Genomic DNA, 25,441 nt, shown 5'->3' with positions numbered 1-25,441 from the left:
GAACTCGTTGATGATGTCCTGCAGGTCCTGCGGCACCGACGAGGAGCCGTGCATCACCAGGTGGGTGTTGGGCAGGCGGCGGTGGATCTCTTCGATCACGTTCATCGCCAGGACGTCGCCGTCCGGCTTGCGGGTGAACTTATAGGCGCCGTGGCTGGTGCCCATGGCGATGGCCAGGGCGTCGACCTGGGTGGCCTTCACGAACTCGACCGCCTGGTCGGGATCGGTCAGCAGCTGGTCATGGCCGAGCTTGCCCTCGAAACCGTGGCCGTCTTCCTTCTCGCCCATGCCGGTTTCGAGCGAACCCAGCACGCCCAGCTCGCCCTCGACCGAGGCACCGACCCAGTGGGCCATGTCGACCACGTTCTTGGTGACGGCGACGTTGTAGTCGTAGTCGGCCGGGGTCTTGCCGTCGGCCTTCAGCGAACCGTCCATCATCACCGAGGTGAAGCCGTACTGGATCGCGGTGGCGCAGGTGGCTTCGTTGTTGCCGTGGTCCTGGTGCATGCAGATCGGGATGTGCGGATAGAGCTCCGCCATCGCGTCGATCAGGTGCTTCAGCACGATGTCGTTGGCGTAGGAGCGGGCCCCGCGCGAGGCCTGCATGATCACCGGCGAGTCGGTGGCCTCGGCGGCCTCCATGATCGCCAGCGCCTGTTCCATGTTGTTGATATTGAACGCCGGGACCCCGTAGCCGTGCTCGGCCGCGTGATCCAGGAGCTGTCTCAAAGTAACCCGGGCCATGCCCTGCCCTCCGTAGTTCTAAAGTTTAAGCGTTCAGGGCCGCCACTCCGGGCAGCTCCTTGCCTTCCATCCATTCAAGAAACGCGCCGCCCGCCGTGGAGACGAACGTGAAGTCGTCGGCGCGGCCCGCTGCGTTAAGAGCCGCGACTGTATCACCGCCGCCGGCTACGGCCACCAGCTTGCCGGCCTTGGCCAAATCGGCCGCATGCTTGGCCGCCGCCATGGTGGCGACGTCAAAGGGCGGGACCTCGAACACGCCCAGCGGGCCGTTCCAGATCAGGGTGCTCGAGACGTCCATGGCCGCGATCAGCTTGGCCAGGGTCTTGGGGCCGGCGTCCAGGATGCGGTCGCCCGCCTCGATGGCCGACAGTTCTCGCACGTTCGAGGCGACGCCCGGCTTCACCTCCTGCGCGGTCACCACGTCGATCGGCAGCAGCAGTTCGCAGCCGGCCTTCTGCGCATTCGCCATGATCTCGCGGGCGGTGTCGGCCAGGTCGTGCTCGCAGAGCGAGGCGCCGACGTCGACGCCTTGCGCGGCCAGGAAGGTGTTGGCCATGCCGCCGCCGATCGACAGCCGGTCGAGCTTGGTCACCAGGTTGTTCAGGAGATCGAGCTTGGTCGAGACCTTCGAGCCGCCGACGATGCCCAGCACCGGGCGCTTGGGCGCGCCGAGCGCGGCTTCCAGCGCGTCCAGCTCGCGGCGCATCTGCTCGCCCGCATAGGCCGGCAGCAGGCGCGCCAGCCCTTCGGTCGAGGCGTGCGCGCGGTGCGCAGCCGAGAAGGCGTCGTTGACATAGAGGTCGCCATTGGCGGCCAGCGCCCCCGCGAACTCCGGATCGTTCTTTTCTTCGCCGGCGTGGAAGCGGACGTTCTCCAGCAGCAGCACGTCGCCGTTCTTCAGGCCGTCGATCGCGGCCTTGGCGGCCTCGCCGACGCAGTCGGCCGCAAACGCCACCGGGGCGTCCAGCAGGTCGGCCAGCGGCTGGGCCAGCGGCTTCAGGCTCATTTCGGGAACGACCTTGCCCTTGGGCCGGTCAAAATGGGCCAGCAGGATGACCTTGGCGCCGCCGGCGCGCAGCTTGGCGATGGTCGGCAGGATGGCCCGCAGGCGGGTGTCGTCGGTGACCTTGCCCTCGGCCATGGGGACGTTGATGTCCACGCGGACCAGGGTGCGCTTGCCGGCCAGATCAGCGTCGTCGAGGGTCTTGAAGGCCATCAAATATCTCCGCGCGCCCCGGCGCGGGCCGAGGTTCGAACAGGGTCAGGAAAGCGGAACGGGCGCCACCCGGTTGGATGGCGCCCGTCGCAGCGGTCTTAGATCAGCTTCGCGAGCGCGATGGCGGTGTCGCTCATGCGGGTCGAGAAGCCCCACTCGTTGTCGTACCACGACAGCACGCGGCCGAGGGTGCCGTCGATCACCTGGGTCTGGGCCAGGGCGGCGGTCGACGAGGCGGCTTCGTGGTTGAAGTCGATCGACACCAGCGGCTCGTTGGTCACGGCCAGAACGCCCTTCAGCGGGCCGTTGGCCGCGGCGGTCAGCGCCTCGTTGATCTCTTCCTTGGTGATCTTGCGGCCGGCGACCCAGGTCAGGTCCACGACCGAGACGTTCGGGGTCGGGACACGGATCGACGAACCGTCCAGCTTGCCCTGCAGTTCCGGGATCACCAGGCCCAGGGCCTTGGCGGCGCCGGTCGAGGTCGGGATCATGGACATCGCCGCGGCGCGGGCGCGGTAGAGGTCCTTGTGCATGGTGTCCAGCGTCGGCTGGTCGCCGGTGTAGGAGTGGATGGTGGTCATGTAGCCGCGCTCGATGCCGGCCAGCTCGTGCAGGACCTTGGCGACCGGCGCCAGGCAGTTGGTGGTGCACGAGGCGTTGGAGATGACCAGGTCGTCCTTGGTCAGGGTCGCGTGGTTGACGCCGTAGACGATGGTCTTGTCGGCGTTATCGCACGGGGCCGAGACGATCACGCGCTTGGCGCCGGCTTCCAGGTGGGCCGAGGCCTTTTCCTTGGTGGTGAACAGGCCGGTGCACTCGAGCGCGATGTCGACGCCCAGGTCCTTGTGCGGCAGGTCCTTCGGATCGCGGATCGCGGTGACCTTGATCGGGCCGAAGCCGACGTCGATGGTGTCGCCGTTAACGACGACGTTGCCGGGGAAACGGCCGTGGACGCTGTCGTAGCGCAGCAGGTGGGCGTTGGTCTCGACCGGGCCCAGGTCGTTGATCGCGACGACCTCGATGTCCTTGCGGCCATGCTCGACGATCGAACGCAGGACCAGCCTGCCGATACGGCCGAACCCATTGATGGCGACGCGAACGGTCATCGAAAACTCCTGAGCCAATTGATTTGGGGCGGTTTCTTGAGGTCGGGGGGGCGGGAGTCAAGCCCGCGGCGGTCAAGTCACGCTACAATGCGTTGCCGTTATCGTTGTCAAACACCTGCGAGGGAACGCGAGCGCCGGTCGCACGCTATGGCGAAGCCAATCAGCAGAGGGAACATCGGAGTGGCGAATCTTCAGTATCTGGCCGCCGCGGCGGTCATGGCGGGCCTTAGTCTGGCGGCGTGCAGCAAGCCGGCTGAACAGGCCCAGGCGCCTGCCAAGGCGGCCGCCCCGGCCGCGCCGGTGATCACCTATGCCTGCGAGGACGGTCGCACCGTGCGCGCCAGCTATCCCGACACCGACACCGCCGTCGTCGAGGTCGACGGCAAGAGCCGCACCTTGAAGATCGCCATCTCGGCCAGCGGCGCGCGCTACACCGGCGACGGGATCCAGTGGTGGACCAAGGGCATGACCCAGGCCCAGCTCAGCCCGCTGGCGGCCGGCGAGGACATCGCCAGCGCGGCGGGCGTGAACTGCAAGGCGCCCGAGCCGGCCGCCGCCCCGGTCGCCCCGCCGCCGCCCGGCAGCCCCGGCGGCCTGCCCGACGACAAGACCCCGATCTCCGAGGGGCCGTTCACCCCTGACAGCGCCCAGGGCGCGGCGAACGTCGTGCAGACCTACTACGCCCTGATCGGCGAGAAGAAGTACGCTGACGCCTGGAACCTCTGGAGCGACGGCGGCAAGGCCAGCGGCATGAGCCAGCAGGCCTTCACGGCCAGCTTCGACAAGTATGCGAGCTACAACGCGCAGATCGGCGCGCCCGGCGACATCGAGGGCGGGGCCGGCTCGCTGTTCGTGTCGGTCCCGGTGGTGATCTACGGCCAGCTGAAGACCGGCGCGCCGGTCAATTTGAAGGGCGACGTGAACCTGCGGCGGGTCAACAACGTCCCCGGCTCCACCGACGCGCAGCGCAAGTGGCACATCGCCGAGACGGCCCTGAAGCCGTCGCCGGGCGGCTAACTCAATACCGGCCTTCGCCTGGATGACCGGGTGGGGGCGTTGAGCTTGGCGACAGGTGGCGGGCGCGACCGCAAGGCCGCGCCCGCCGGTCAGTCCCTAGTGCTTGTGGTCAGGACCCTGCTGGAAGGACTTCGGCGCGTCCTTCTTGTCCTTGCAGCACTCGCACTTGGCGCAGCAGTCCATCGCCTGCTCAGCGGCGTTGGCCAGCCCGCCGCCCAGCACGGCGAGCAGGGCGCCGAGCGCCAGGGTCTTCATGGTCTTTTGCATAGCTGATCCTTCGGCCCCCGCGGGGGCCTGTCTGATGAATTGAATGGAAGTCCGGAAAGGGGCTCAGCCGCGCGGCGGTCGAGGCTCCGGCTTCGGGTTCAATCCGGTCAGGGCGCGTACCGGCTCGGGGGCGAGCGCCACGAAGGCGACGGCCCGGCTGGAAAGGCGCGGCGGATCCAGGGGGATGGCGTGGCAGACCACGCAGACGGCGGTGTGGCAGGGCTGGTCCTTGGCCGGGGCCCCGCAGTCGTGCATCGCGCCGTCAGTCATGGCGCTCATCGCCGGCTCGGCGGCGATGTCCACGTCGGCCAGGGCCATCGGCGCGTTCAGCGTCACGGCGACCAGCGTCAGCAGCGCGATCAGGCAGCGGATCATGGTGGGCAGTGAACCATGTCCGCGGAGGGCCGTCAGCCTTTGACCGGCTTGACGAGCGCAGCGGCCTCGCGCGCCCGCTCGCGGGCCTGGTCGACGTCGGCGCCGCGGGCCAGGGCCACGCCCATGCGGCGGCGCTCGAAGCTCTCGGGCTTGCCGAACAGGCGCAGGTCCGCGCCGGGCACGCGCAGCGCCTCGGCGACGCCCTCGAAGGCGATGCCCTGGGCGTCCATGCCGCCATAGATCACTGCGCTGGCGCCCGGCTCGCGCTGGGCGACGTCGGTCGGCAGGCCGAGGATGGCGCGGGCGTGCAGCGCGAACTCGCTGAGGTATTGCGTCGCCAGGGTGACCAGGCCGGTGTCATGCGGCCGCGGGCTGACCTCCGAGAACCACACCTCGTCGCCGCGCACGAACAGCTCGACCCCGAAGATGCCCAGGCCGCCCAGCTCGCCGGTGACCTTGGCGGCGATGTCCTTGGCGCGGTCCAGCGCCGCCGGCGTCATCGCCTGCGGCTGCCAGCTCTCGACATAGTCGCCCTTGACCTGACGGTGGCCGATCGGCGCGCAGAAGCTAGTCTCGATCTCGCCGCTGGCGCCCTTGGAGCGCACGGTCAGCAGGGTGATCTCGAAATCGAACTCGATCTTGCCCTCGACGATGACGCGGGGCTGTTCGACCCGGCCGCCCTCCAGGGCGTAGCGCCAGGCCGCGGCGATGCCCTCGGGGCCTTCGACATAGGACTGGCCCTTGCCGGACGACGACATCACCGGCTTCACGAAGCAGGGGAAGCCGGCGACCTTCGCCGCGCCGTCCGCCAGTTCCGCCTCCGATGAGGCGAAGGCGTAGGGCGAGGTGGCCAGGCCCAGGGTCTCGGCCGCCAGCCGGCGAATGCCCTCGCGGTTCATGGTCAGCTGGGCGGCGCGGGCGGTCGGGATGACGGTGGCCACGCCCTCGGCCTCGAGCTTGACCAGCTCGTCGGTGGCGATGGCCTCGATCTCTGGGACGATCAGGTGCGGGCACTCGGCCAGCACCAGGGCGCGCAGGGCGACCGGATCGGTCATGGCGATCACGTGGCTGCGGTGGGCCACCTGATGGGCCGGGGCGCCGGCGTAGCGGTCGACGGCGATGACCTCGCAGCCGAGCCGCTGCAGCTCGATGGCGACCTCTTTGCCGAGCTCGCCCGAGCCCAGCAGCATGACCCTGACGGCCGACGGCGAGAGCGGGGTTCCGAGACGCATGCGGGTCATCCTGGCAGGTATGTGGAGGTCGGCCGCGAAAACCTGCCGATAGGCTTCCGCGGCTGACGATAGACGATCCTAGCCCGGCTTAGCCGAGCTTGGCCTTCGCGGCGGCGGCGACGGCCTCGGCGGTGATGCCGAATTCCTTGTACAGCCGGTCGGCGGGGGCGCTGGCGCCCCAGCTGTGCATGCCGACGAAGGCGCCGTTTTCACCGATGAACCGCTCCCAGCCGAAGCTCGCCGCGGCCTCGACGGCGACGCGTACCGGCGCCTTGCCAATGGTCGCCTGCCGATAGGCTGCCGGTTGGGCTTCGAACAGTTCCCAGCAGGGCGTGGAGACGACGCGGGTCGGCACGCCGTCGGCTTCCAGCAGATCCCGCGCCGCCACAGCGACCGAGACCTCGGTGCCCGAGGCGAAGATCGTCACCTGGGCTTCGCCGCTGGCGGCCTTCAGCTCGTAGGCGCCCTTGGCCGAGAGGTTTTCCGGGGCGCTGTCGCGCACCGCCGGGACCTTCTGGCGCGACAGGGCCATGAACGCCGGGGTCTTCTTGCTTTCCAGCGCGATGCGCCAGCACTCGGCGGTCTCCACCGCGTCGGCCGGGCGGAAGACGTTGAGGTTGGGCATGGCGCGCATGCTGGCCAGGTGCTCGACCGGCTGGTGGGTCGGGCCGTCCTCGCCGACGCCGATGGAGTCGTGGGTCATCACGTGGACCACCCGCACGCCCATCAGCGCGCCCAGGCGGATCGCCGGGCGGCTGTAGTCCGAGAACACCATGAACGCCCCGCCGTAGGGGATGACGCCGCCGTGCAGGGCCATGCCGTTCATCGCCGCGGCCATGCCGAACTCGCGCACGCCGTAGTTCACGTAGCGGCCCGCATAGTCGGGGGTGTCGAAGATCGCGGTGTTCTTGACGAAGGTGTTGTTCGAGCCGGTCAGGTCGGCCGAGCCGCCGACCATTTCCGGGATCGCCGGGAACAGCGCGTCCAGCGCCGAACCCGAATGCTGGCGGGTGGCGGCGGCGGGCTTGGCGCTCGCGGCCTCGGCGATGTGGGCGTCCAGGCGGGCGAAGGCGTCAGCCGGCAGCTCGCCCTTCATGGCGCGTGTGAACTCGGCGGCGTGCGCCGAGCTCGCCAGGCGCGCTTGCCAGGCCTTGCGGTCCTTGGCGCCGCGGCGGCCGGCCGAACGCCACGGCTTCACGACCTCGTCCGGGATCGCGAACGGCTCGGCCGACCAGCCCATCTTGGCGCGGGTGGCGGCGATCTCAGTGGCGCCCAGGGCCGCGCCGTGGGTCTTGTGGTGGCCTTCCATGGTCGCCGCGCCCTTGCCGATCTTGGTCTTGCAGGCGATCAGCGACGGACGGTCCTGCTTGGTCGCCCAGGCCAGCGCGCGACGGATCTGGCCGACGTCATGGCCGTCGATCGCCTTCACCGCCCAGCCGGCGGCCTTGAAGCGGGCGATCTGGTCGCCGCTCTCGGCCAGCGACACCGCGCCGTCGATGGTCACGTCGTTGTCGTCCCACAGCAGGGTCAGCTTGTTCAGCTTCAGGCGGCCGGCCAGGCTGATCGCCTCGTGGCTGACGCCCTCCATCAGGCAGCCGTCGCCGCAGATCACCCAGGTGCGGTGGTCGACCAGGTCGGCCCCGAAGCGGGCGGCCAGATGACGCTCGGCCATCGCCATGCCGACCGAGGTGGCCAGGCCCTGGCCCAGCGGACCGGTGGTGGTCTCGACGCCGGGGGTGTGGCCGTACTCGGGGTGGCCGGCGGTGTTGGAGCCCCACTGGCGGAAGTTCTTGATCTGCTCCAGCGTCATCGCCTTGAAGCCGGTCAGGTGCAGCAACGAGTAGAGCAGCATCGAGCCGTGGCCGGCCGACAGCACGAAGCGGTCGCGGTCGGCCCAGTCCGGGGCGCTGGCGTCGAACTTGAGGAACTTGCTCCAGAGCACCGTGGCGACGTCGGCCATGCCCATCGGCATGCCGGGGTGGCCCGAGGCCGCCTGCTCGACGGCGTCCATCGAAAGCACGCGGATGGCGTCGGCCATGGATTGCAGCGGTGCGGGCATTATTTGTTCCGGTGAGTCTGGCGGGGAGTGTGCGGGAATTTGCGCGCGCCCCTCGCACGCGAGGCTTGCAGGGTCAAGGAAAGGTCACGCCACAGTCCGGCTTTCGGCGCAAGGCCGACGCAGTCTATAGATTAACGAACACAGTTTCGGAGCGCGGGAATATGCGGGAGCCGGCGGGCGAAAGCCCTCTCGAGCAGGCCGTAAAACGGCTGGACCGGGCGATCTCTCAGCTCGAGCAACGCCTTGCGGGCGGGGCCGGGCAGGGCGGCGGGGGGCTGTTCGACCAGGACGGCGCCCGGCTGGCGGCCGAGCTTGGTAAGGCCAAGGTTCGCGAGCGCGAGTTGGAGGAAGCCGGCGCTGAGGCCTCTGCGGCCCTGGGTCGCGCCATCGCCGAGATCAAGGCGGCGCTGGCCGGCGAGCCCGTCCAAGAGACCGAGGAGGCGTAACGTCCCATGGCTCAGGTCAATATCACCGTGAACGGCCGGCCCTACGCGGTCGGCTGCGAGGACGGCCAGGAACACCACCTGCTGGAGCTGGCCCGACTGTTCGACCGCCAGGTCCGACAGGTGTCCGAGGACATGGGCCAGCTGGGCGAGACGCGGCTGTTCCTGATGGGCGCCCTGCTGCTGGCCGACGAACTTTCCGACCTGCGCGGCCGGTTCTCGGTTGTGCAGTCCGAGCTGGCGCGGTTCCAGTCCGACCAGGCCCGCGCCGAGACCCGCGCCGTCGGCGCCCTGGAAAACGCCGCCAAGCGCATCGAAAAGCTGGCGCAGGGGTAGGGGAAATCAGTTCCTCCCCTTTTGGGGGAGGTGGCGCGCGCAGCGCGACGGAGGGGGCCTGCAGAGTCCGAAGTCCCCCTCACCCGGCCATTTGGCCGGGAGCTCCCCCAAAGGGGGAGCAATTGGAATGCCTTCGCTGCCGCTTGTACCGGCGCCCCCGCGGCCCTACCTTGGTCACCGGCGGGTCATGCTGTGGCTCTCGTCGAAGGCAATCTATCCCAGAGACCTTAATTTCTTCGAAGGGATCTGTCCCTGTTCGGTCCCGTGGGGCCGAGCACTACGGAGCCCACCTGGTTAGCCAGGTCCGAGGGGATAAAACCGACCTTCACGGCTCTCGCGGCGCCGCCACCCTTCGCGCTAAGCTCGCGCGGTGAACCTTCCACCTGACAAGACGAAACTTCGCACGGTGCTGCGCAGGCGCAGGCGCGCCTTGGCCGCCGGATGGCCCGAGGCGGCGCGCGAGGCGGCCGCGGCCCTGCCGATCGAGCGGCTGCCGGCCTTCGAGTGGTTCGCCAGCTACCATGCGGTGGGATCGGAGCTCGACCCAGCCCCGCTGGCGGCGCGGCTGACCTTGGCGGGCCGGCGGCTGGCGCTGCCGGTGACCCTTGGGCCTGATGCGCCGCTGGAGTTCCGCGCCTGGCGCAAGTTCGATGTTCCGGAGGTCGACGCGTTCGGCGTGCCCTCGCCGCCGGCCGACGCCCCGGTGGTGCGGCCGCAGCTGGTGATCTGCCCGCTGCTGGCCTTCGACAAGGCCGGCGGGCGGCTGGGGCAGGGCGGGGGGCACTATGACCGCACGCTGGCGGCGCTGCGGGCGACCGGGCCGGTGTTCGTGCTCGGCCTGGCCTATGCCGGCCAGGAGGTCGAGCGCCTGGCCATGGAGCCGCATGACCAAAGGCTGGACGCCATTCTCACGGAAAACGGGTATACGGAGGTCCGAAAGGACTAATTCCGCATGCGCTTTGCTTTCTTCGGGGACGTCGTCGGCCGAGCCGGCCGCGAGGGCCTCGCCGATCACCTTCCCCACCTGCGCCGCGCGCTCGGCCTGGAGTTCGTGATCATCAACGCCGAGAACGCGGCGGCCGGCTTCGGGATCACCGAGAGCACGGCGCGTGAGTTGTTCGACGCCGGCGCCGACTGCCTGACCCTGGGTAACCACTCCTGGGACCAGAAGGAGGCGCTGACCTACATCGTGCGCGAGCCGCGGCTGATCCGGCCGCTGAACTATCCGGTGCTGGCCGACGCGCCGGGCCGCGGCGCCAACCTGTTCGAGACGCGGGAAGGCAAGCGGATCGTGGTGATCAACCTGCTGGGCCGGGTGCACATGGATTCGCTGGACGACCCATTCGCCGCCGTCGACCGCGAGCTGGACAAGGCCCCCCTGGGCATGGTCGCCGACGCCGTGGTGGTCGACATGCATGCCGAGGCGACCAGTGAGAAGATGGCCATGGGCCACTTCTGCGACGGCCGCGCCAGCCTGGTGGTGGGCACCCACACCCACGTGCCGACCGCCGACTGCCAGGTGCTGCCGGGCGGCACCGCCTACCAGACCGACGCCGGCGCCTGCGCCGACTACGACAGCGTCATCGGCAACCAGAAGGAAGAGCCGCTGCGGCGGTTCACCACCCGCATTTCCGGCGGCCGCTACAAGCCCGCCGAGGGGCCGGCGACGGTCTGCGGCGTGTTCGTCGAGACCGACGATTCCACCGGCCTGGCGCGGCGGGTCGAGCCGATCCGCATGGGCGGCCGGCTGAGCCAGTCGATCCCGCGGGTGGACCTGGCGAGCGCCTAGCGCGCCAGGCGCGGGCGCAGGGCGTCCAGGGTCAGCTTGCCGTCCTGGTCGGTGTCGAGCAGCTCGAAACGGCGCCGCGCGGCCTTGGCCCATTCCTCGCTGCTGACTCGCTGGTTGAGGTCGGCGTCGGCGCCGCGCACCGGCTGGGCCTCGTTGATCAGCGAGAAGCGGGCCGCGCCGACGCGGGGCTCGCGCTTGTCGGTCCGGCGCACGATCGGGCGCTTGCCGGGCGGGCCGCCGGGGCCGAGGTCCATGCGGGTGATCTCGGGCGCGATCTTGGTCTCGTAGGCGCTGTTCTCCGGGCCGTCGACCTGGCCGTCGCCATTGGCGTCGAGCACCTTGAAGAAGCGCATTGCGTCGTTGCGGAACTCGGTCAGGGTCAGCGCCCCGTCCTTGTCGGCGTCCGCGCCGGCGAACCAGTCGGCCAGGCCGTCTTCCCCGCGGAACGGCTCGCCCGAAGGGCTGAGGAACAGGCGCACGTGCTCGCTGGGGCCGGGCGGACGCTCGCCGGAGGGACGCTCGCCAGGCGGCGGTCGCCCGCCCGGCGGCGGGCCCGGCTGGGCGAGGGCGGGCGTGGCGGCGAGCAGCGCCGCGGCGACGAAAGCGATACGAAGCATGTGGAACCCTTGCGCGCCCGTCCCGGCGCCGGGCGGTCTAGCTGGACCGGCGGTGCGGCCAAAGCGGGGCGCGCTTGTAACCGAACTGAAACTCAGCCGGCCTTGCGGTTGCGCTCGGCGACGCTGATCCCGCCCGAACCCCAGTTCTCGGCCGGCACCTCGTCGATCACGACGAAGGTCGTGGCCGGGTTCTTGTTCAACACCTTGACCAGCAGATCGGTCGTTCCGGCGATCAGCTCGGCTTTCTGTTCTTCAGTGGCGCCGGGGGTGATGCGGATGTTGACGTAGGGCATGCTGGCTCCTGCGGGTTACGGGCCCCGACTTAAGGCTCGGCGCATGCGATTGCCAAGCGGCGCGCCCGGCCCCATCGTCGGTTGCAGCAAAGCTACGGAGCCTCCCCGATGACCCGCTTTATCGCCCGCGTGATCTTCGCCGCGCTGGGCCTTGCGCTCGCCGCCTATCTGCTGAACGGCGTGGGCTACGACAGCTTCGTCGACCTGCTGCTGGCCGCGGTGCTGCTGGGGGTGCTGAACGCGGTGGTGCGCCCGATCCTGTTCATCCTGACCCTGCCGCTGACCATCGTCACCCTGGGGCTGTTCCTGCTGGTGCTGAACGCGGCGATGATCGGGCTGGTGGCCTGGATGCTGCCCGGCTTCTGGGTGCACGGCTTCTGGTCGGGCGTCGCCGCGGCGATCATCACCGGCCTGGCCAGCTGGGCCGGCGGCGTGGTGATCGGCGACGCCAAGCGGTAGGGCGACAAAGAAAAAGGGCGGAGCCTCGCGGCCCCGCCCTTTCCTAGTTTCGACTGAGCGTCGGACTTAGAAGTCCATGCCGCCCATGCCGCCCATGTCCGGCATGCCGCCGGCCGGAGCGTTCTTCTTCGGAGCCTCGACGATCGCCGCTTCCGTGGTGATCAGCAGGCCCGACACCGAGGCGGCGTCCTGCAGAGCAGTGCGGACGACCTTGGCCGGGTCGATGACGCCGTCGGCGACCAGGTCGACGTACTGCTCGGTCTGAGCGTTGAAGCCGAAGGTCGGCGAGGTGCTTTCGAGGATCTTGCCCACGACGATCGAGCCTTCGACCCCGGCGTTTTCCGAGATCTGACGGATCGGCGCCTGCAGGGCGCGACGCACGATGGCGACGCCGGCGTCCTGATCGGCGTTGTCGCCCTTCAGGCCGTCGAGGACCTTGGAGGCCTTCAGCAGAGCCACGCCGCCGCCGGGCACGATGCCTTCTTCCACCGCAGCGCGGGTGGCGTTCAGGGCGTCGTCGACGCGGTCCTTCTTTTCCTTCACTTCGACTTCAGTCGCACCGCCGACGCGGATGACCGCAACGCCGCCGGCCAGCTTGGCCAGACGCTCTTGCAGCTTTTCCTTGTCGTAGTCCGAGGTGGTCTCTTCGATCTGACGCTTGATCTGGCTGATGCGGCCTTCGATCGCGTCCTTGGCGCCGACGCCGTCCACGATGGTGGTGTCGTCCTTGGTGATCGAGACCTTCTTGGCGCGGCCGAGCATGTCGAGGGTGACGTTCTCGAGCTTGATGCCCAGGTCTTCGCTGATCAGCTCGCCGCCGGTCAGGATGGCGATGTCTTCCAGCATGGCCTTGCGGCGATCGCCGAAGCCCGGAGCCTTGACGGCCGCGACCTTCAGGCCGCCGCGCAGCTTGTTGACCACCAGGGTGGCCAGGGCTTCGCCTTCGACGTCTTCAGCGATGATCAGCAGCGGACGGCCCGACTGCACGACGGCTTCCAGCACCGGCAGCAGCGGCTGCAGCGAGGAGACCTTCTTTTCGAAGAGCAGGATCAGGGGCTCTTCGAGCTCGACTTCCATCTTGTCGGCGTTGGTGATGAAGTACGGCGACAGGTAGCCGCGGTCGAACTGCATCCCCTCGACGACGTCGAGTTCGGTTTCCAGGCTCTTGGCTTCTTCGACGGTGATGACGCCTTCGTTGCCGACCTTGGCCATGGCCTTGGCGATCATTTCACCGACTTCCAGGTCGCCGTTGGCCGAGATGGTGCCGACTTGAGCGATTTCCGAGTTGGTGGTGACCTTCTTGGAGGTCGACTTGATCTCTTCGATGACCTTGGCGACCGCCTTGTCGACGCCGCGCTTCAGGTCCATCGGGTTCATGCCGGCCGCGACCGACTTCAGGCCTTCCACGACGATGGCTTGCGCCAGCACGGTGGCGGTGGTGGTGCCGTCGCCGGCCTTGTCGTTGGTCTTCGAAGCGACTTCGCGGATCAGCTGGGCGCCGAGGTTCTCGAAGCGGTCAGCCAGTTCGATTTCCTTGGCGACCGAGACGCCGTCCTTGGTCGAGCGCGGAGCGCCGAAGGACTTTTCGATCACGACGTTGCGGCCCTTGGGGCCGAGGGTCACCTTCACCGCGTTGGCGAGGGTGTTGACGCCGCGCAGCATGCGGTCACGAGCGTCGGAGGAGAAATAGACGTCTTTGGCGGCCATTTTTCTCGTCTTTCAGAAAGAGTGGATGGGGGAGGAAAGGCGAAAGGGGGTGGTTACTCGACCACGCCCAGAACGTCGCTTTCCTTCATGATCAGCAGGTCCTTGCCGTCGATCTTGACCTCGGTGCCCGACCACTTGCCGAACAGGATGCGGTCGCCGGCCTTCACGTCGAGCGGCTGGATCTTGCCGCTGTCGTCACGGGCGCCGGGGCCGACGGCGACGACTTCGCCTTCTTGCGGCTTTTCCTTGGCGGTGTCGGGGATGATGATCCCGCCCTTGGTCTTTTCTTCTTCCTCGACGCGCTTCACGAGGACGCGGTCTCCCAGAGGACGAAACGCCATATGTATGTCTCCGTTCGGGACGGTTGAAATGCTTGCCGTCGGCACTGCGGAGGCGGCCGTTAGCAGCCGCAGCCCCTGAGTGCTAACGCAGGGCGGAGGTAGGCAAGGGGCAGGGGGGAGTCAAGCGCGGCGCACGGCGGTTTTTGATTCCGCTTGGTTACCAGCACATGCGGCAGATAGGGTCCGGCTCGAGGGAACACCAGGAGAAGTACACCACTATGCGCCGCATTTTCGCGCTCGCCGGCCTCTGCGCCTTGGCCGCCGCCACCACCGTTCAGGCCGAGACCTGGACCCCCTACGCCAAGACCGCCAACGGCCTCGAATGGTCCTACGACGCCGACTATTCCTATCGCGACACCCTGACCGGCCGCGTCGTGGTCATGCAGGCGGTCGGCAAGCCGGGCGCTGAGCCGCGCATGGGTCCGTCCGGCCCGGGCAAGGCCGACGGCGTCGGCTTCGTCACCGCGGTCGACTGCGGAGGCAAGTCGATGATCAGCCTTGGCGGCTACTCGCCGAAGAAGCCGCTGGAACTGTCGGCGACCTGGCGCACCGCCACCCCGGGCGCGGCCAAGAGCGCCGAGGACAAGGCGCTGGTCGAGGCGGTCTGCAAGAACACCTCGGGCCTGGCGGCGAAGTAACCGGCGAAACCGGCGGGGCTGCTGACAGGTTTGCGTCAGTCCCGCCCTTAAGGCTGGCGGTCGATATCCGGAGAACAAACCCATGCTCGACCATCTCGGACTGACCGTCAGCGACTTCAAGCGGGCCAAGGCCTTCTACGACGCCGCGCTCGCGCCGCTGGGCGTGGCCGTGGTGATGGAGGTGACGCCCGAGCAGACCGGCGGCTCCAATCATCTCGGCTACGGTTCGGACGGCAAGCCCTACTTCTGGATCGGCGATGCGGGCGCGACCACCGGCTCGCTGCACGTCGCCTTCGTGGCCCAGGACCGGGCCGCGGTCGATGCGTTCTACGCCGCCGCCCTGGCCGCGGGCGGTCGCGACAACGGCCCGCCGGGCCTGCGCGAACACTATCACCCGACCTACTACGGGGCCTTCGTGCTCGATCCGGACGGCCACAACATCGAAGCCGTCTGCCACCACGGCTGAGCGGCCGCGCGAAAAATGTCGGGAATGCGGCTGGCGATACCGACCGGTCGCTCCCATTTCATGGTCATGAACCTGATCCTCAAGCTCGCGCCCGCGCTGCTGATCCTGGGGCTGGCCGCAGCGCTGGTGCTGCTGAGCCTGCCTGCGCCGCTCTACGCCTGAGTTCAGGGCGCGCGGCGCCGGCTTTCTCCGATCTTCGGCCTTGATGTCATCCCTTGCGCTGCAAGGGTTCGCGGTCACGCGCGTCTGCGGGTCCAATGCTGGACGGCGTAAAATTAAAACGCTTGTTTGATTTTGCGGAAATATGGGCCAAAACTACCGCTCAACAAGATCGCAGCAGGAGAGACCCAGATGACCGAGGCCGCCGCCAAGCAGGCTAGCTTTTCGCTGAACGTGCAGGACGAACTGAACGACCTGCGCATGTCGGACAAGGCGCTGCCGCTCTACAATCAGGTGAAGCAATTCATCAAGGACGTGGTCCAGCCCATGTCCGAGGAATTCCACCGTCTGGGCGAAGGCAAGACCGACATCTGGAGCTACGCGCCGGGCCAGCTGGAAGTGCTGGAAGCGGCCAAGGACAAGGCCAAGGCCGCCGGCCTCTGGAACTTCTTCCTGCCGGACGCCCACACCGGTGAAGGCCTGTCGAACCTCGACTACGCCTACATCGCCGTCGAGCTCGGCAAGAACCCGATGGCGTCGGAAACGATGAACTGCGCCGCCCCGGACACCGGCAACATGGAAGTGCTGGAGCGCGTCGGCACCCCGGAACAGAAGAAGCAGTGGCTGGAGCCGCTGCTGGAAGGCAAGATCCGTTCGGCCTTCGCGATGACCGAGGTCAACGCCGCTTCGTCCGACGCCAAGAACATCAACACCCGCGCCACCCTGGTCGGCGACGAGTACGTGATCAACGGCGAGAAGCACTACATCTCGGGCGCCGGCGACCCGCGCTGCAAGATCATGATCACCATGGTCCAGACCAGCCCGGACGGACCGCCCCACCTGCGTCAGTCGCAGATCCTGGTGCCGACCGACGCGCCCGGCGTGAAGATCCTCGGCCCGATGAACGTGTTCGGCGATCCGGACGCCCCGCACGGCCACATGCACATCGTGTTCGACAACGTCCGCGTGCCGGCCTCGAACATGCTGCTCGGTGAAGGCCGCGGCTTCGAGATCAGCCAGCTGCGCCTTGGCCCGGGCCGTATCCACCACTGCATGCGCGCCATCGGCCAGGCCGAGAAGGCCCTCGACCTGCTGGTCACCCGCGGCCTGACCCGCGAGGCGTTCGGCAAGCCGATCATCCAGCTGGGCGGCAACATCGAGATCGTCAGCCGCGCCCGCATCGAGATCGAAGCCATGCGCCTGATGGTGCTCAAGGCCGCCAAGGCCATGGACATCCTGCCGCGCGACGAAGCCCGGATCTGGATCCACATGGTCAAGGCCATGGTGCCGGAGCGGGTCTGCACGATCATCGACCAGGCGATCCAGATGCACGGCGCCCTGGGCGTCTCGCAGAAGACCCCGCTGGCCCGGATGTACACCTCGACCCGCACCCTGCGCCTGGCCGACGGCCCGGACGAAGTGCACCACATGGTCGTGGGCCGCAACGAGGTCCGCCAGTACCGCGAGATGCCGCACGATCCGTCGACCGCCGCGGTGTTCCGCAACTAGGCGTCGGCTGACCAAGCTGCACAGGATCAGGCCCCGGCGAGTCCGGGGCCTTTTTCTTTGCCCGGTCGCCATCGACCGGCGCGGTCATGCCGTCCTAGGCTCGGGACATGAGCATGCGCATCAGGCGGCTGACCGCCGACGAGACCCTTCGCGCCGCCCCGGCCCTCGGCGCGGTCCTCAAGGACTGCGTGGACGGCGGGGCTTCGGTCTCGTTCATGGCCGACCTGACGCTGGACGAGGCGACCGCCTTCTGGGAACGGGCCGCCGCGGCCCAGGCCGGCGACGGGCGCGCGGTGCTGGTCGCCGAGGACGACGCGGGCGCGTTCGGCGTTGTCCAGGTGATTGCAGCCGGTACGCCCAACCAGCCGCACCGCGGCGACGTCGCCAAGATGCTGGTGCACCGGCGCGGGCGGCGGCGCGGCGCAGCGCAGGCGCTGCTGGCGGCGGCCGAGCAGGCAGGCCGCGACCTTGGCCTGACCCTGCTGGTGCTCGACACGGTCACCGGCGGCGACGCCGAGCGGCTCTATGCTCGGCTCGGCTGGAGCAAGGTCGGGGTGATCCCGAACTACGCCCTGATGCCCGACGGGACGCCCTGCGCGACCACCTACTTCTACAAGGCCCTCTGACAGCCACGCCTGTTGGGTGTAAGCAGGAGTTCGCCCACAGCGAACCTCCGTCCGGCGCGATCGCCGGGAGCCGCAGCGGGCGACCTCTTTCCCGCGCGCGTGTCGCGCAGCTGACTGGCGGAGTCGGGGGCCTGTGTCCCCCTTCCGAGCCGCTCGCAACCTGGAGGACTATCCATGGGGCTGATCTCGGCTCTCTTCATAATCGCCATGGCGTTCGTCACCGCCACCTTGTCGGGCGTGTTCGGCATGGCCGGCGGGCTGATGCTGATGGGCGGGCTGGCCTTCGTGCTGCCGGTCTCGGCCGCGTTCGTCACGCACGGGGCGCTGCAGTTGGTGGCCAACGGCTGGCGCGCGGTGCTGCACCGCCAGCACGTGCGCTGGGACATCGTCGGCTGGTACGCCATCGCCTCGGCTGCGGCCGGGGGGCTGGTGGCGCTGATCTCGCTCGTGCCGTCCAAGCCGGTGCTCTACCTGCTGATGGGCCTGGTGCCGCTGCTGCTGTGGCTGCCCCAGGGCTGGATCAACCTGGACGCCGCCAAGCCGCGCCAGGCCTTCATCTCGGGCCTGATGGTCACCGGGCTCAACCTGACCGCCGGGGTCGCGGGGCCGCTGCTGGACATCTTCTTCGTCCGGACCAGCCTGGCGCGGCACGCGATCGTCGCCACCAAGGCCGCGACCCAGGTGTTCTCGCACATCGCCAAGATCCTGGTGTACGGCGCCCCGCTGCTGCTCAGCCGTCCGCAGGACCTGCCGCCCTGGTGGGTGTTCGCCATCGCCGTGCCGCTGTCGATGGCCGGCACGGTGGTCGGCGGCTGGATCCTCGACCGCATCACCGATGTGGACTTCAAGCGCTGGACGAAGTGGATCGTGACCGGGATCGGCGCGGTCTATCTGATCCAGGCCGCTCAACTGTTCCTGAGAGGCGGCGCATGAAGATCGAACCCAAGGTGCTGGAAAGCGCGTTCGTCCGGCTGGAGCCGATCGGCGAGCAGCATCGCGCCGGATTGGAAGCGGCCTGCAACGCCGACCAGGACGTCTGGATGCGGCTCTATCCTTACTCGTGGGCCGGCGAGCACTTCGCCCCGACCTGGGCCAAGCTGCTGGACGACAACGCCAAGGGCGGAACCCAAGGCTATGCGGTGACGGTCGGCGGCGAGGTGGTCGGCCTGACCACCTTCTACGCCATCGACCCGGCCAATGCGGTGCTGGAGGTCGGCGGCACCTACTACCGGCCCGATGTGCGCGGCGGTGCGGTCAACCCGGCGGCCAAGCGGCTGATGATGGGGCACGCCTTCGACAGCGGCGCGCGGCGGGTGGTCTACCGGGTCGATGCGTCGAACGCGCGCTCGCGGGCCGCGGTGCTGAAGCTCGGCGCGGTGCAGGAGGGGATCCTTCGCCAGGACCGTGTGACCTGGACGGGCCGCATCCGCGACACGGTGATCTTCTCGATCCTGGCGCAGGAGTGGCCGGCCGTTCGCCAAAGGCTCGACGAACGGCTGGCTGGTTTGGCGGTCGGCGCCTAGGCGCTGGCGGCGGTCTTCTCGGGCGCGCTGGGGAAGAACACTTCCGAAGCGTGCTCGGCGACTTCCTGGGCGGTGTAGGGCCGCCCCGGCGTGAAGCCGTCGGTCTGCAGCATCTTGATCTCGCGCACGCCGCGGGACGAGACGCCCAGCACCTTGCCGGTGTGATCGGCCGCCAGGTCCGAGGCCATGTAGAGCACGCCCGGCGCGATGTTCTCGGGCAGAGCCATGGCGTCCGGTTCCTTGTCGCGGAAGCCCGGCAGGTCCGAGGTCATGCGGGTGAAGGCGCCGGGGGCCAGGCCCATGACCCGGATGCCGTACTTGCGGCCCTCGATCGAGAGCACGCGCATGAAGCCGTAGATGCCGGCCTTGGCCGCGCCGTAGTTCGACTGACCGAAGTTGCCGTACAGGCCCGAGGTCGACGAGGTCATGATGATGACGCCGGGCTTGCCGTTGTCCTTCATCCACTTCCACACCGGCATGGTGCAGCAGTAGGTGCCCTTGAGGTGCACCTTCACCACCAGGTCCCAGTCTTGCTCGGTGGTGTTGGCGAAGGTCTTGTCGCGCAGGATGCCGGCGTTGCAGACCAGGATGTCGACCTGGCCGAAATTATCCAGGGCGGTCTTCAGGATGTTCTCGCCGCCTTCGAGGGTTGAGACGTCGTCGGTGTTGGCCGCAGCACGGCCGCCGGCGGCGATGATGTCGTCGACGACCTTCTGCGCCGCGCCCTTGTCCGAACCGGAGCCGTCGCGCGGCCCGCCCAGATCGTTGACCACGACGGCGGCGCCTTCCTTGGCGAACAGCTTGGCGTAGGCCTCGCCCAGGCCGTTGCCTGCGCCGGTAATGATGGCGACCTTGCCGCTCAGCAGACCCATATCGTTGCTCCCTAATTTTCTAAGTTATCCGGCCATCTTCGGGGCGGGGTTTTGCGCTGGCAAGCCTTGACCGCTACAGGGGCTCGGCTCCAATTGGCGTGCAATATGCCAATAGGGAGCGACCTCGATGATCCGCATGCTCGCCATGACCGCGGCGCTGACCGCCGCCGGCGCCGCTTTCGCCCACGAGCCGGCCCCGCGGATCGCCCCGTCGCTGGCCGCCCACACCGCCGAGTTCGCGCCGCCCAAGGTCTATGAGCCGGCGCCGGGGATCTTCTCGGCGGTCGGCTACGGCATCGCCAATTCGATCATGGTGGTCGGCAAGACCGGCGTCGTGATCATCGACACCACCGACAGCCTGGATGAAGCCAAGAAGGTCTGGACCCAGTTCGAGCCGCACGCCGGCGGCAAGCCCATCGTCGGGGTGATCTACACCCACAACCACAACGACCACATCAACGGCGCCCGCGGCTTCCCGGTGGCGGACGGCGCCAAGATCATCGGCCACGATACCCTGCTGCGCGAGGCGGCCAAGTGGAACGGCGTCGCCGCTCCCGCCATCGCCGCGCGGGCCGCGCGCATGTACGGGGTGTTCCTGCCCAAGGGCACGCCCGACGGCTTCGTCAGCGTCGGGATCGGGCCCTATCTGTCGGCCTTCAGCGGCGGCGGCGCCGGCGGCTTCATCCCACCCAATACGGTGTTTTCCGACCGGCTGGAGATCAGCCTGGGCGGCGAGCGGTTCGTGCTGGAGCATGCGCCGGGCGAGACCGAGGATCAGATCCTGGTCTGGATGCCGGAGCGCAAGGTGCTGTTCCCCGGCGACAACATCTACAAGGCCTTCCCCAACCTCTACACGATCCGCGGCACCAGCTATCGCGACCCCGTGCAGTGGGCGAACTCCGTCGATCGGATGCGCGAGCTGAAGCCCGACGTGCTGGTCCCCTCGCACACCCGTCCGATCGTCGGAGCGGAGGCCATCGCCACCGAACTGACCAACTATCGCGACGCTATCCGCTTTACCCACGACCAGACGGTCCGATGGATGAACCAGGGTCTGACGCCGGACGAGATCGTCGAGAAGGTGAAGCTGCCCGCGCACCTCGCCGCCGATCCGTACCTCTTCGAGCACTACGGCACGGTCGAGTGGTCGGTGCGCTCGATCTTCGCCGGCTATATGGGCTGGTTTGGCGGCGACCCGGCCAGCCTGTCGTTCGACGCGCCGGACGTCCGCGCTGGCGAGATCGTCGCCCTGGCCGGCGGCGCGCCCCAGGCGCTGGCCGCCGCGCAGAAGGCCTTCGACGAGGGCCGCTGGAAGTGGACGGCCGAGCTGACCGGCTATGTCGGCCGCGCCGATGTGGGCCTGAAGCCGCAAGCCGACGCCCTGCAGGCCAAGGCGTTCCGCCAGCTCGGCTACGACAGCGTCTCGCCAAATGGCCGCAACTATTACCTGGAACGCGCCGCCGAGCTCGAGAAGAAGGCGCCCGGCTGGACCCAGATTATCAGCGCCCGCCAGAGCGGTTCGCAGGCCGCCGGGCTGCCGGCCGCCGCGGTGGTGGCGACCTTCCCGGTGCGGCTCAACGCCGAGAAGGCGGCGAACGCCCAGGCGGCCATGGGGCTGAAGCTGACCGGCGACGGCGACTGGACGATCCGCGTGCGCCGCGGCGTCGCCGAGACCCCGACCGGTGTCGCCGCCGACGTCCCGCTGGTGGTCGCCGCGACCAAGGCCGACTGGGTCGGGGCCCTGGCTTCGCCTGGCGCGATGCAGGCGGCGCTGACCTCGGGCAAGGTCAAGATCGAGAAGGGCGACCCGGCGGCCCTGGCGAACTTCCTCGACCTGTTCCGGGGGTGAGAAGCTAGCGCTCCCGCGTGTAGCGCCACTCCTGGCTCTGAACCTTGCCGTCCGCCGTGCCTTCGATGCGCGCGCAGAGGTCCTCGCCGCAGCGGCGGTAGCTGACCCGCTGCGGGAAGTCGTGGGCGAGGTTCTCGAACGTCGCCTCGCCGGCCGGGCCGGGCTTCAACACGAACGACGTCGGCGGCTGGCCGTCGAGCCGAGCGGTGAAGGTCGCGCCGGCCGGCTCGGCGCGGATGGTCATGAACTCGGTGAACGGCTTGCGGCCGGGACGGTTGGTCTGGGAAACCCCGGACATGACGCCGTCCTGCGGCGCCAGCCAGATCTCGCGCACCGTCCGGTTTTCGTCCTGCTGCACCCAGGAACCGGCCAGCCAGCCCAGGGCCTGGACCTCGTCGGCCGGGGCGGCCTGGGCGGCGCCGGCGATCAGCAGCGCCGCGGCGACGACCTGCGCGCGCATACTCAGCCCTTCTTCTTGCGCCGCGCGCGGAAGAAGCCGCGCAGCAGCTCGGCGCTCTCCTCGGCCAGCACGCCGCCGGTGACCTGCGGTCGCCAGTGGCAGGTCGGCTGCTCGAAGAAACGCGGGCCGTGGACCACGGCGCCGCCCTTCGGGTCCTCGGCGCCGAACACGACCCGGCCGATCCGGGCGTGGCTTATCGCCCCAGCGCACATGGCGCAGGGCTCCAGGGTGACGACCAGGGTCAAGTCCGTCAGGCGGTAATTGCCCAGCTTCGCGGCGGCCTCCCGCAACGCCACGATCTCGGCGTGAGCGGTCGGGTCGTGCGCGCCGATCGGTCCGTTGGACCCGATCGCGATGACCTCTTCGGTGGTTGGATCGACAATGACGGCGCCAACTGGCGTCTCTCCACGTGACGCGGCGTCTTGCGCCGCCGCGAGCGCGATGCGCATGGTGCGATGATCATGATCCACGACCCCCAACGAAACGATGAGACGGCCTCCGGTCAAGGAGAGCGCGTCGCAAAGGCACTGGCGCGAGCAGGCGTAGCCTCCCGGCGAGATGTCGAAAAACTCATTGAAGAGGGCCGCGTGGCCCTGAACGGCAAGGTGCTGACCACCCCGGCGGTGAACGTGCTGCCTGACGACATCCTCACCGTCGACGGTGAGGTGATCGACGCCGCCGAGCCCACGCGTCTGTTCCGCTACCACAAGCCGATCGACCTTCTGACCACCCACAAGGACCCCCAGGGCCGCGCGACGGTGTTCGACGCCCTGCCGCCGGGCCTGCCGCGGCTGATCTCCATCGGCCGCCTGGACATCAACTCCGAAGGCCTGCTGCTGCTGACCAATGACGGCGAGTTGGCTCGGGCGCTGGAGCAGCCGTCCAGCGGCGTTGTGCGGGTCTACCGGGTGCGCGCCCGCGGGCGCGTGACCCAGGCCGATCTCGACAAGCTGCAGGACGGTGTGACCGTCGAGGGCGTCCGCTACGGCCCGCTGGAAGCCAAGATCGACAAGGCCAAGGACGGCCCGAGCGGCGCCAACGTCTGGATCACCGTCACGATCGCCGAAGGCAAGAACCGCGAAGTCCGCAAGGTGCTGAAGTCGGTGGGCCTGGAGGTCGGGCGACTGATCCGCATGTCCTACGGCACGTTCGCGCTCGGCTCGCTGCCGATCGGCCAGATCGAGGAAGTCGGCCCGCGGGTGATCCGCGAGCAGCTGGTCGAGTACATCTCGCCTGAGAACCTGCCGACCGGCGACCGCCCGTCGTTCAAGTCCCCGAAGGCCCCGCCTGGCGCGCATGCGGTGCACGACGGCACCGGCCGCCGCGGCGCCGGCGCCCGTCCAGCGGCCGAGCCCAAGCCGAAGACCGCCTACAAGGAAGGCTGGGCCCGGCCCAAGGTCGAGATCAAGGCGGGCGCGGTTAAACGCCGCCGCGCGCCGCGCCCCGAAGATGACGCCGCGCCCGCCGTGCCGCTGGCGCCGCGCCGCCGCTCGGCCCGCATTCCCGGCGACACGCCGGGCGGCATCCGCAGCTACGCTCCCGGCGATCCGTTGGCCCCGCCACGTCCGCTCCGGCCGACTGGCCCCAAGCGCAAGCCGGCTGGGCGCGATGACGCGCCGCGTCGCGGCGCGACCCTGATCGAGCGCGGCCCGCGCGCCAACGACGGCAAGCCGGCCAAACCGCGCGGCTTCGGCCCGCGTCCGGAGGGCCGTTCGGACGATCGTCCCCGCGGCGACTGGGCGGGCCCGGCCCGTGGTCCGCGCCGCGACGGTGATGCGCCGCGCGGCGAAGGTCGTCCTGATCGCGGCCCTCGTCCTGACCGTGGCCCGCGTGGCCCGCGGCCGGACGGCGATGCGCCGCGTAGCGACGAGCGCGGCGAGCGCTTCGACGGCCCGCGTGGTCCGCGCCCGTCGGGTCCGCGTCCTGGCGGCAAGCCTGGCTTCGGCGGCCCGCGCTCCGGACCTCGACCCGGCGGCCCGCGCAGCGACGCGCCGCGCGGTGAAGGACGTCCCGAACGCGCCGACGGCCCCCGGGGCCCGCGCCCTGGCGGCAAGCCGGGTTTCGGCGGTCCGCGATCTGGACCTCGCTCCGATGGTCCGCGCGGCGACGGCCCGCGTTCGGATCGCCCGCGGTCGGGTCCCGGCGGCAAGCCGGGCGGCCCGCGTCCCGGTCCCAAAGGACCGCGCCCCGGCGGCCCCCGCGGTCCTAAGCGGGACGGCTGATGCGCATCGTCTCTGGGGAGTTCCGCGGCAAGGCCATCGCCACGCCGGAGGGCGAGCGCACGCGCCCGACGTCCGACCGTGCCCGCCAGGCGGTGTTCAACATCCTTGAACACGCTGCCTGGTCGCCGGGCGTGCGCGACCTGCGGATCATCGACCTGTTCGCCGGTTCGGGCGCGCTGGGCTTCGAGGCGCTGTCGCGCGGCGCAGCCTTCTGCCTGTTCGTCGAGACCGACGAACAGGCTCGCGGCGCCATCCGCCAGAATGTCGACGCCATGGGGTTGTTCGGGCGCACGCGGGTGCATCGCCGCGACGCCACCGACCTGGGGACGCGTCCCGGGGCCGACGGCCCGGCTTTCGATCTCGCGTTCCTTGATCCGCCCTATGGCAAGGGCCTGGGTGAGATGGCGCTGGCCAAGCTGGCGGCCGGCGGCTGGCTGACCCCCGGCGCGGTAGTGATGTTCGAGCGCGGCAGCGACGAGCCCGACTTCGAGGTCGAGGGCTTCGAGAAGCTGGACGCACGCGACTACGGCGCCGCGCGCGTCCATTTCCTGAAGTTCGCCGGGACCTAGAAGGCCCGGGCGGTGGTGCGGTTGTCGAGCTGGCTGCGCAAGCTCTTCAGTCCCTCCTTGGTGATGCGATAGGGCTGGCTGTCGCGGCTGGCGATCAGCCGCTTCTGCTTCAGGCTCTTGAAGACCGCGACGTTGCAGTCGCTGAGCACCCAGCCGTCGCGGGTGACGCAGTCGGCTGCGACGATGTCGCCGCGATGGTCGCGTTCGAGGATAATCTGGCCGCCTTGGGCCAGGGCGTGCAGCGTGCGTTGCTGCGCTTTTGAAACGTTCAATGGATTGTCCAGCGTTCAGGCATGAGGAAACGCGCCCGGGCCAGATCTCGTGAAAAACGAGGGCGCGGACGTTGGGGCCTGACTGCCGATTTTCAGACGAGGACGCCGGCTCGGCGGTTAGGCCCGGACCTCGAACGCAAGCTCAGACATGAAATCCTCTTCCTTGAGCCGTACGCGCCAATCATGGCCGAGCCGAACGCCGCCGTCCAGGGGCGGGGGCCGATCGCCTCCCATATGTGACGGGCAGATGACGATTGTGTGACATTATGTATTTG

At 69.1% G+C, this 25,441-nt stretch carries 31 protein-coding genes; 16 read left to right on the top strand and 15 right to left on the bottom strand.

Annotated elements, in window-relative coordinates; genetic code table 11:
- From C0481_RS16495 to gap, 3 genes are all read right to left on the bottom strand, one after another.
- Positions 1 to 744, bottom strand: a 744-nt coding sequence (locus tag C0481_RS16495; RefSeq protein ID WP_293405778.1) for a ketose-bisphosphate aldolase, incomplete at its 3' end; no start/stop codon positions are given.
- Positions 745 to 769: 25 nt separating this feature from the next.
- Positions 770 to 1,960, bottom strand: coding sequence for a phosphoglycerate kinase (locus tag C0481_RS16490; protein ID WP_293405776.1), 1,191 nt, complete (start codon positions 1,958 to 1,960; stop codon positions 770 to 772).
- A gap of 98 nt (positions 1,961 to 2,058) precedes the next feature.
- Positions 2,059 to 3,066: a type I glyceraldehyde-3-phosphate dehydrogenase gene (gene gap / locus C0481_RS16485; protein ID WP_293405774.1), complete on the bottom strand. Its 1,008-nt coding sequence runs from the start codon at positions 3,064 to 3,066 to the stop codon at positions 2,059 to 2,061.
- 180 nt (positions 3,067 to 3,246) lie between these two features.
- Between gap and C0481_RS16480 the strand changes: the two genes are divergently transcribed.
- Positions 3,247 to 4,083, top strand: a complete 837-nt coding sequence (locus C0481_RS16480; protein ID WP_293405772.1) for an MliC family protein — start codon at positions 3,247 to 3,249, stop codon at positions 4,081 to 4,083.
- 96 nt (positions 4,084 to 4,179) lie between these two features.
- Here the strand turns inward: C0481_RS16480 and C0481_RS16475 are convergent, their stop codons facing one another.
- The 4 genes from C0481_RS16475 to tkt form a co-directional block, all read right to left on the bottom strand.
- Positions 4,180 to 4,350, bottom strand: a complete 171-nt coding sequence (locus C0481_RS16475; RefSeq protein WP_293405770.1) for a hypothetical protein — start codon at positions 4,348 to 4,350, stop codon at positions 4,180 to 4,182.
- Between the two features lie 63 nt (positions 4,351 to 4,413).
- Entirely contained in the window at positions 4,414 to 4,725 is a 312-nt protein-coding gene (locus C0481_RS16470; RefSeq protein WP_293405768.1) for a hypothetical protein, read from the bottom strand.
- Positions 4,726 to 4,757: 32 nt separating this feature from the next.
- Positions 4,758 to 5,957 carry a formate-dependent phosphoribosylglycinamide formyltransferase gene (gene purT, locus C0481_RS16465; RefSeq protein ID WP_293405766.1) on the bottom strand — a complete coding sequence of 400 codons (1,200 nt, stop codon included), beginning with the start codon at positions 5,955 to 5,957 and terminating at the stop codon, positions 4,758 to 4,760.
- Between the two features lie 88 nt (positions 5,958 to 6,045).
- Positions 6,046 to 8,016: a transketolase gene (tkt, locus tag C0481_RS16460; RefSeq protein WP_293405764.1), complete on the bottom strand. Its 1,971-nt coding sequence runs from the start codon at positions 8,014 to 8,016 to the stop codon at positions 6,046 to 6,048.
- 161 nt (positions 8,017 to 8,177) lie between these two features.
- Between tkt and C0481_RS16455 the strand changes: the two genes are divergently transcribed.
- The 4 genes from C0481_RS16455 to C0481_RS16440 all read left to right on the top strand — a co-directional run bounded on the left by C0481_RS16455 (position 8,178) and on the right by C0481_RS16440 (position 10,584).
- The gene (locus C0481_RS16455) at positions 8,178 to 8,462 is read left to right on the top strand and encodes a DUF4164 family protein (RefSeq protein ID WP_293405762.1); all 285 of its coding nucleotides are present in this window, start codon (positions 8,178 to 8,180) and stop codon (positions 8,460 to 8,462) included.
- Between the two features lie 6 nt (positions 8,463 to 8,468).
- A complete protein-coding gene (locus C0481_RS16450) occupies positions 8,469 to 8,795 on the top strand; it encodes a cell division protein ZapA (RefSeq protein ID WP_293405760.1) in 327 nt (108 codons plus the stop codon).
- 370 nt (positions 8,796 to 9,165) lie between these two features.
- Positions 9,166 to 9,741 carry a 5-formyltetrahydrofolate cyclo-ligase gene (locus C0481_RS16445; protein ID WP_293405757.1) on the top strand — a complete coding sequence of 192 codons (576 nt, stop codon included), beginning with the start codon at positions 9,166 to 9,168 and terminating at the stop codon, positions 9,739 to 9,741.
- Positions 9,742 to 9,747: 6 nt separating this feature from the next.
- A complete protein-coding gene (locus C0481_RS16440; RefSeq protein WP_293405755.1) occupies positions 9,748 to 10,584 on the top strand; it encodes a TIGR00282 family metallophosphoesterase in 837 nt (278 codons plus the stop codon).
- On the opposite strand, the gene C0481_RS16435 is transcribed toward C0481_RS16440, so the two are convergent.
- Both C0481_RS16435 and C0481_RS16430 read right to left on the bottom strand, forming a co-directional pair.
- Positions 10,581 to 11,201: a hypothetical protein gene (locus C0481_RS16435; protein ID WP_293405753.1), complete on the bottom strand. Its 621-nt coding sequence runs from the start codon at positions 11,199 to 11,201 to the stop codon at positions 10,581 to 10,583. The genes C0481_RS16440 and C0481_RS16435 overlap by 4 nt on opposite strands.
- Before the next feature lie 92 nt (positions 11,202 to 11,293).
- Positions 11,294 to 11,494, bottom strand: a complete 201-nt coding sequence (locus C0481_RS16430) for a 4-oxalocrotonate tautomerase family protein (protein ID WP_293405751.1) — start codon at positions 11,492 to 11,494, stop codon at positions 11,294 to 11,296.
- Between the two features lie 108 nt (positions 11,495 to 11,602).
- Here C0481_RS16430 and C0481_RS16425 point away from each other — a divergent pair, with 108 nt between their 5' ends.
- The gene (locus C0481_RS16425) at positions 11,603 to 11,953 is read left to right on the top strand and encodes a phage holin family protein (protein WP_293405749.1); all 351 of its coding nucleotides are present in this window, start codon (positions 11,603 to 11,605) and stop codon (positions 11,951 to 11,953) included.
- 66 nt (positions 11,954 to 12,019) lie between these two features.
- Here C0481_RS16425 and groL read toward each other — a convergent pair whose 3' ends face one another.
- Both groL and groES read right to left on the bottom strand, forming a co-directional pair.
- The gene (groL, locus tag C0481_RS16420; protein WP_293405747.1) at positions 12,020 to 13,660 is read right to left on the bottom strand and encodes a chaperonin GroEL; all 1,641 of its coding nucleotides are present in this window, start codon (positions 13,658 to 13,660) and stop codon (positions 12,020 to 12,022) included.
- Positions 13,661 to 13,713: 53 nt separating this feature from the next.
- The gene (gene groES, locus C0481_RS16415; RefSeq protein WP_293405745.1) at positions 13,714 to 14,001 is read right to left on the bottom strand and encodes a co-chaperone GroES; all 288 of its coding nucleotides are present in this window, start codon (positions 13,999 to 14,001) and stop codon (positions 13,714 to 13,716) included.
- Between the two features lie 218 nt (positions 14,002 to 14,219).
- On the opposite strand from groES, the gene C0481_RS16410 reads away from it, so the two are divergent.
- From C0481_RS16410 to C0481_RS16380, 7 genes are all read left to right on the top strand, one after another.
- Positions 14,220 to 14,639, top strand: a complete 420-nt coding sequence (locus C0481_RS16410) for a hypothetical protein (RefSeq protein ID WP_293405743.1) — start codon at positions 14,220 to 14,222, stop codon at positions 14,637 to 14,639.
- Positions 14,640 to 14,721: 82 nt separating this feature from the next.
- The gene (locus C0481_RS16405) at positions 14,722 to 15,105 is read left to right on the top strand and encodes a VOC family protein (RefSeq protein WP_293405740.1); all 384 of its coding nucleotides are present in this window, start codon (positions 14,722 to 14,724) and stop codon (positions 15,103 to 15,105) included.
- Between the two features lie 24 nt (positions 15,106 to 15,129).
- Positions 15,130 to 15,267: a hypothetical protein gene (locus tag C0481_RS16400; protein WP_293405738.1), complete on the top strand. Its 138-nt coding sequence runs from the start codon at positions 15,130 to 15,132 to the stop codon at positions 15,265 to 15,267.
- Positions 15,268 to 15,456: 189 nt separating this feature from the next.
- On the top strand, positions 15,457 to 16,773 hold the full coding sequence (locus tag C0481_RS16395) for an acyl-CoA dehydrogenase family protein (protein ID WP_293405735.1): 1,317 nt from the start codon (positions 15,457 to 15,459) through the stop codon (positions 16,771 to 16,773).
- Positions 16,774 to 16,880: 107 nt separating this feature from the next.
- Positions 16,881 to 17,399, top strand: coding sequence for a GNAT family N-acetyltransferase (locus C0481_RS16390; RefSeq protein ID WP_293405733.1), 519 nt, complete (start codon positions 16,881 to 16,883; stop codon positions 17,397 to 17,399).
- Between the two features lie 174 nt (positions 17,400 to 17,573).
- Entirely contained in the window at positions 17,574 to 18,332 is a 759-nt protein-coding gene (locus C0481_RS16385; RefSeq protein ID WP_293405731.1) for a sulfite exporter TauE/SafE family protein, read from the top strand.
- Positions 18,329 to 18,922 carry a GNAT family protein gene (locus tag C0481_RS16380; RefSeq protein WP_293405729.1) on the top strand — a complete coding sequence of 198 codons (594 nt, stop codon included), beginning with the start codon at positions 18,329 to 18,331 and terminating at the stop codon, positions 18,920 to 18,922. The genes C0481_RS16385 and C0481_RS16380 overlap by 4 nt, the downstream gene beginning before the upstream one ends.
- Here the strand turns inward: C0481_RS16380 and C0481_RS16375 are convergent.
- Positions 18,919 to 19,794, bottom strand: coding sequence for an SDR family NAD(P)-dependent oxidoreductase (locus tag C0481_RS16375; RefSeq protein ID WP_293405727.1), 876 nt, complete (start codon positions 19,792 to 19,794; stop codon positions 18,919 to 18,921). The genes C0481_RS16380 and C0481_RS16375 overlap by 4 nt on opposite strands.
- 127 nt (positions 19,795 to 19,921) lie before the next feature.
- Here C0481_RS16375 and C0481_RS16370 point away from each other — a divergent pair, with 127 nt between their 5' ends.
- Positions 19,922 to 21,643 (top strand): alkyl sulfatase dimerization domain-containing protein, encoded by a 1,722-nt coding sequence (locus tag C0481_RS16370; RefSeq protein ID WP_293405725.1) that lies wholly within the window; start codon positions 19,922 to 19,924, stop codon positions 21,641 to 21,643.
- Between the two features lie 4 nt (positions 21,644 to 21,647).
- Here C0481_RS16370 and C0481_RS16365 read toward each other — a convergent pair whose 3' ends face one another.
- Both C0481_RS16365 and tadA read right to left on the bottom strand, forming a co-directional pair.
- On the bottom strand, positions 21,648 to 22,103 hold the full coding sequence (locus tag C0481_RS16365; protein ID WP_293405723.1) for a DUF6265 family protein: 456 nt from the start codon (positions 22,101 to 22,103) through the stop codon (positions 21,648 to 21,650).
- A 2-nt stretch (positions 22,104 to 22,105) separates the two neighbouring features.
- Positions 22,106 to 22,591 (bottom strand): tRNA adenosine(34) deaminase TadA, encoded by a 486-nt coding sequence (gene tadA, locus C0481_RS16360; RefSeq protein ID WP_363223709.1) that lies wholly within the window; start codon positions 22,589 to 22,591, stop codon positions 22,106 to 22,108.
- On the opposite strand from tadA, the gene C0481_RS16355 reads away from it, so the two are divergent.
- Positions 22,559 to 24,325, top strand: coding sequence for a pseudouridine synthase (locus tag C0481_RS16355; RefSeq protein ID WP_363223696.1), 1,767 nt, complete (start codon positions 22,559 to 22,561; stop codon positions 24,323 to 24,325). The genes tadA and C0481_RS16355 overlap by 33 nt on opposite strands.
- Entirely contained in the window at positions 24,325 to 24,894 is a 570-nt protein-coding gene (gene rsmD, locus C0481_RS16350) for a 16S rRNA (guanine(966)-N(2))-methyltransferase RsmD (RefSeq protein WP_293405716.1), read from the top strand. Before C0481_RS16355 ends, rsmD begins: the two co-directional genes overlap by 1 nt.
- Here the strand turns inward: rsmD and C0481_RS16345 are convergent.
- The gene (locus tag C0481_RS16345) at positions 24,891 to 25,166 is read right to left on the bottom strand and encodes a YjhX family toxin (protein WP_293405714.1); all 276 of its coding nucleotides are present in this window, start codon (positions 25,164 to 25,166) and stop codon (positions 24,891 to 24,893) included. The two genes, rsmD and C0481_RS16345, sit on opposite strands and share 4 nt — an antisense overlap.
- Positions 25,167 to 25,441 lie beyond the last annotated feature (275 nt).

Source organism: Phenylobacterium sp., from assembly GCF_013822795.1.
GTDB lineage: Bacteria > Pseudomonadota > Alphaproteobacteria > Caulobacterales > Caulobacteraceae > Phenylobacterium.
The sequence above is the reverse complement of the archived record's forward strand: the minus strand, read 5'-3'. Positions and strand labels throughout refer to the sequence as shown.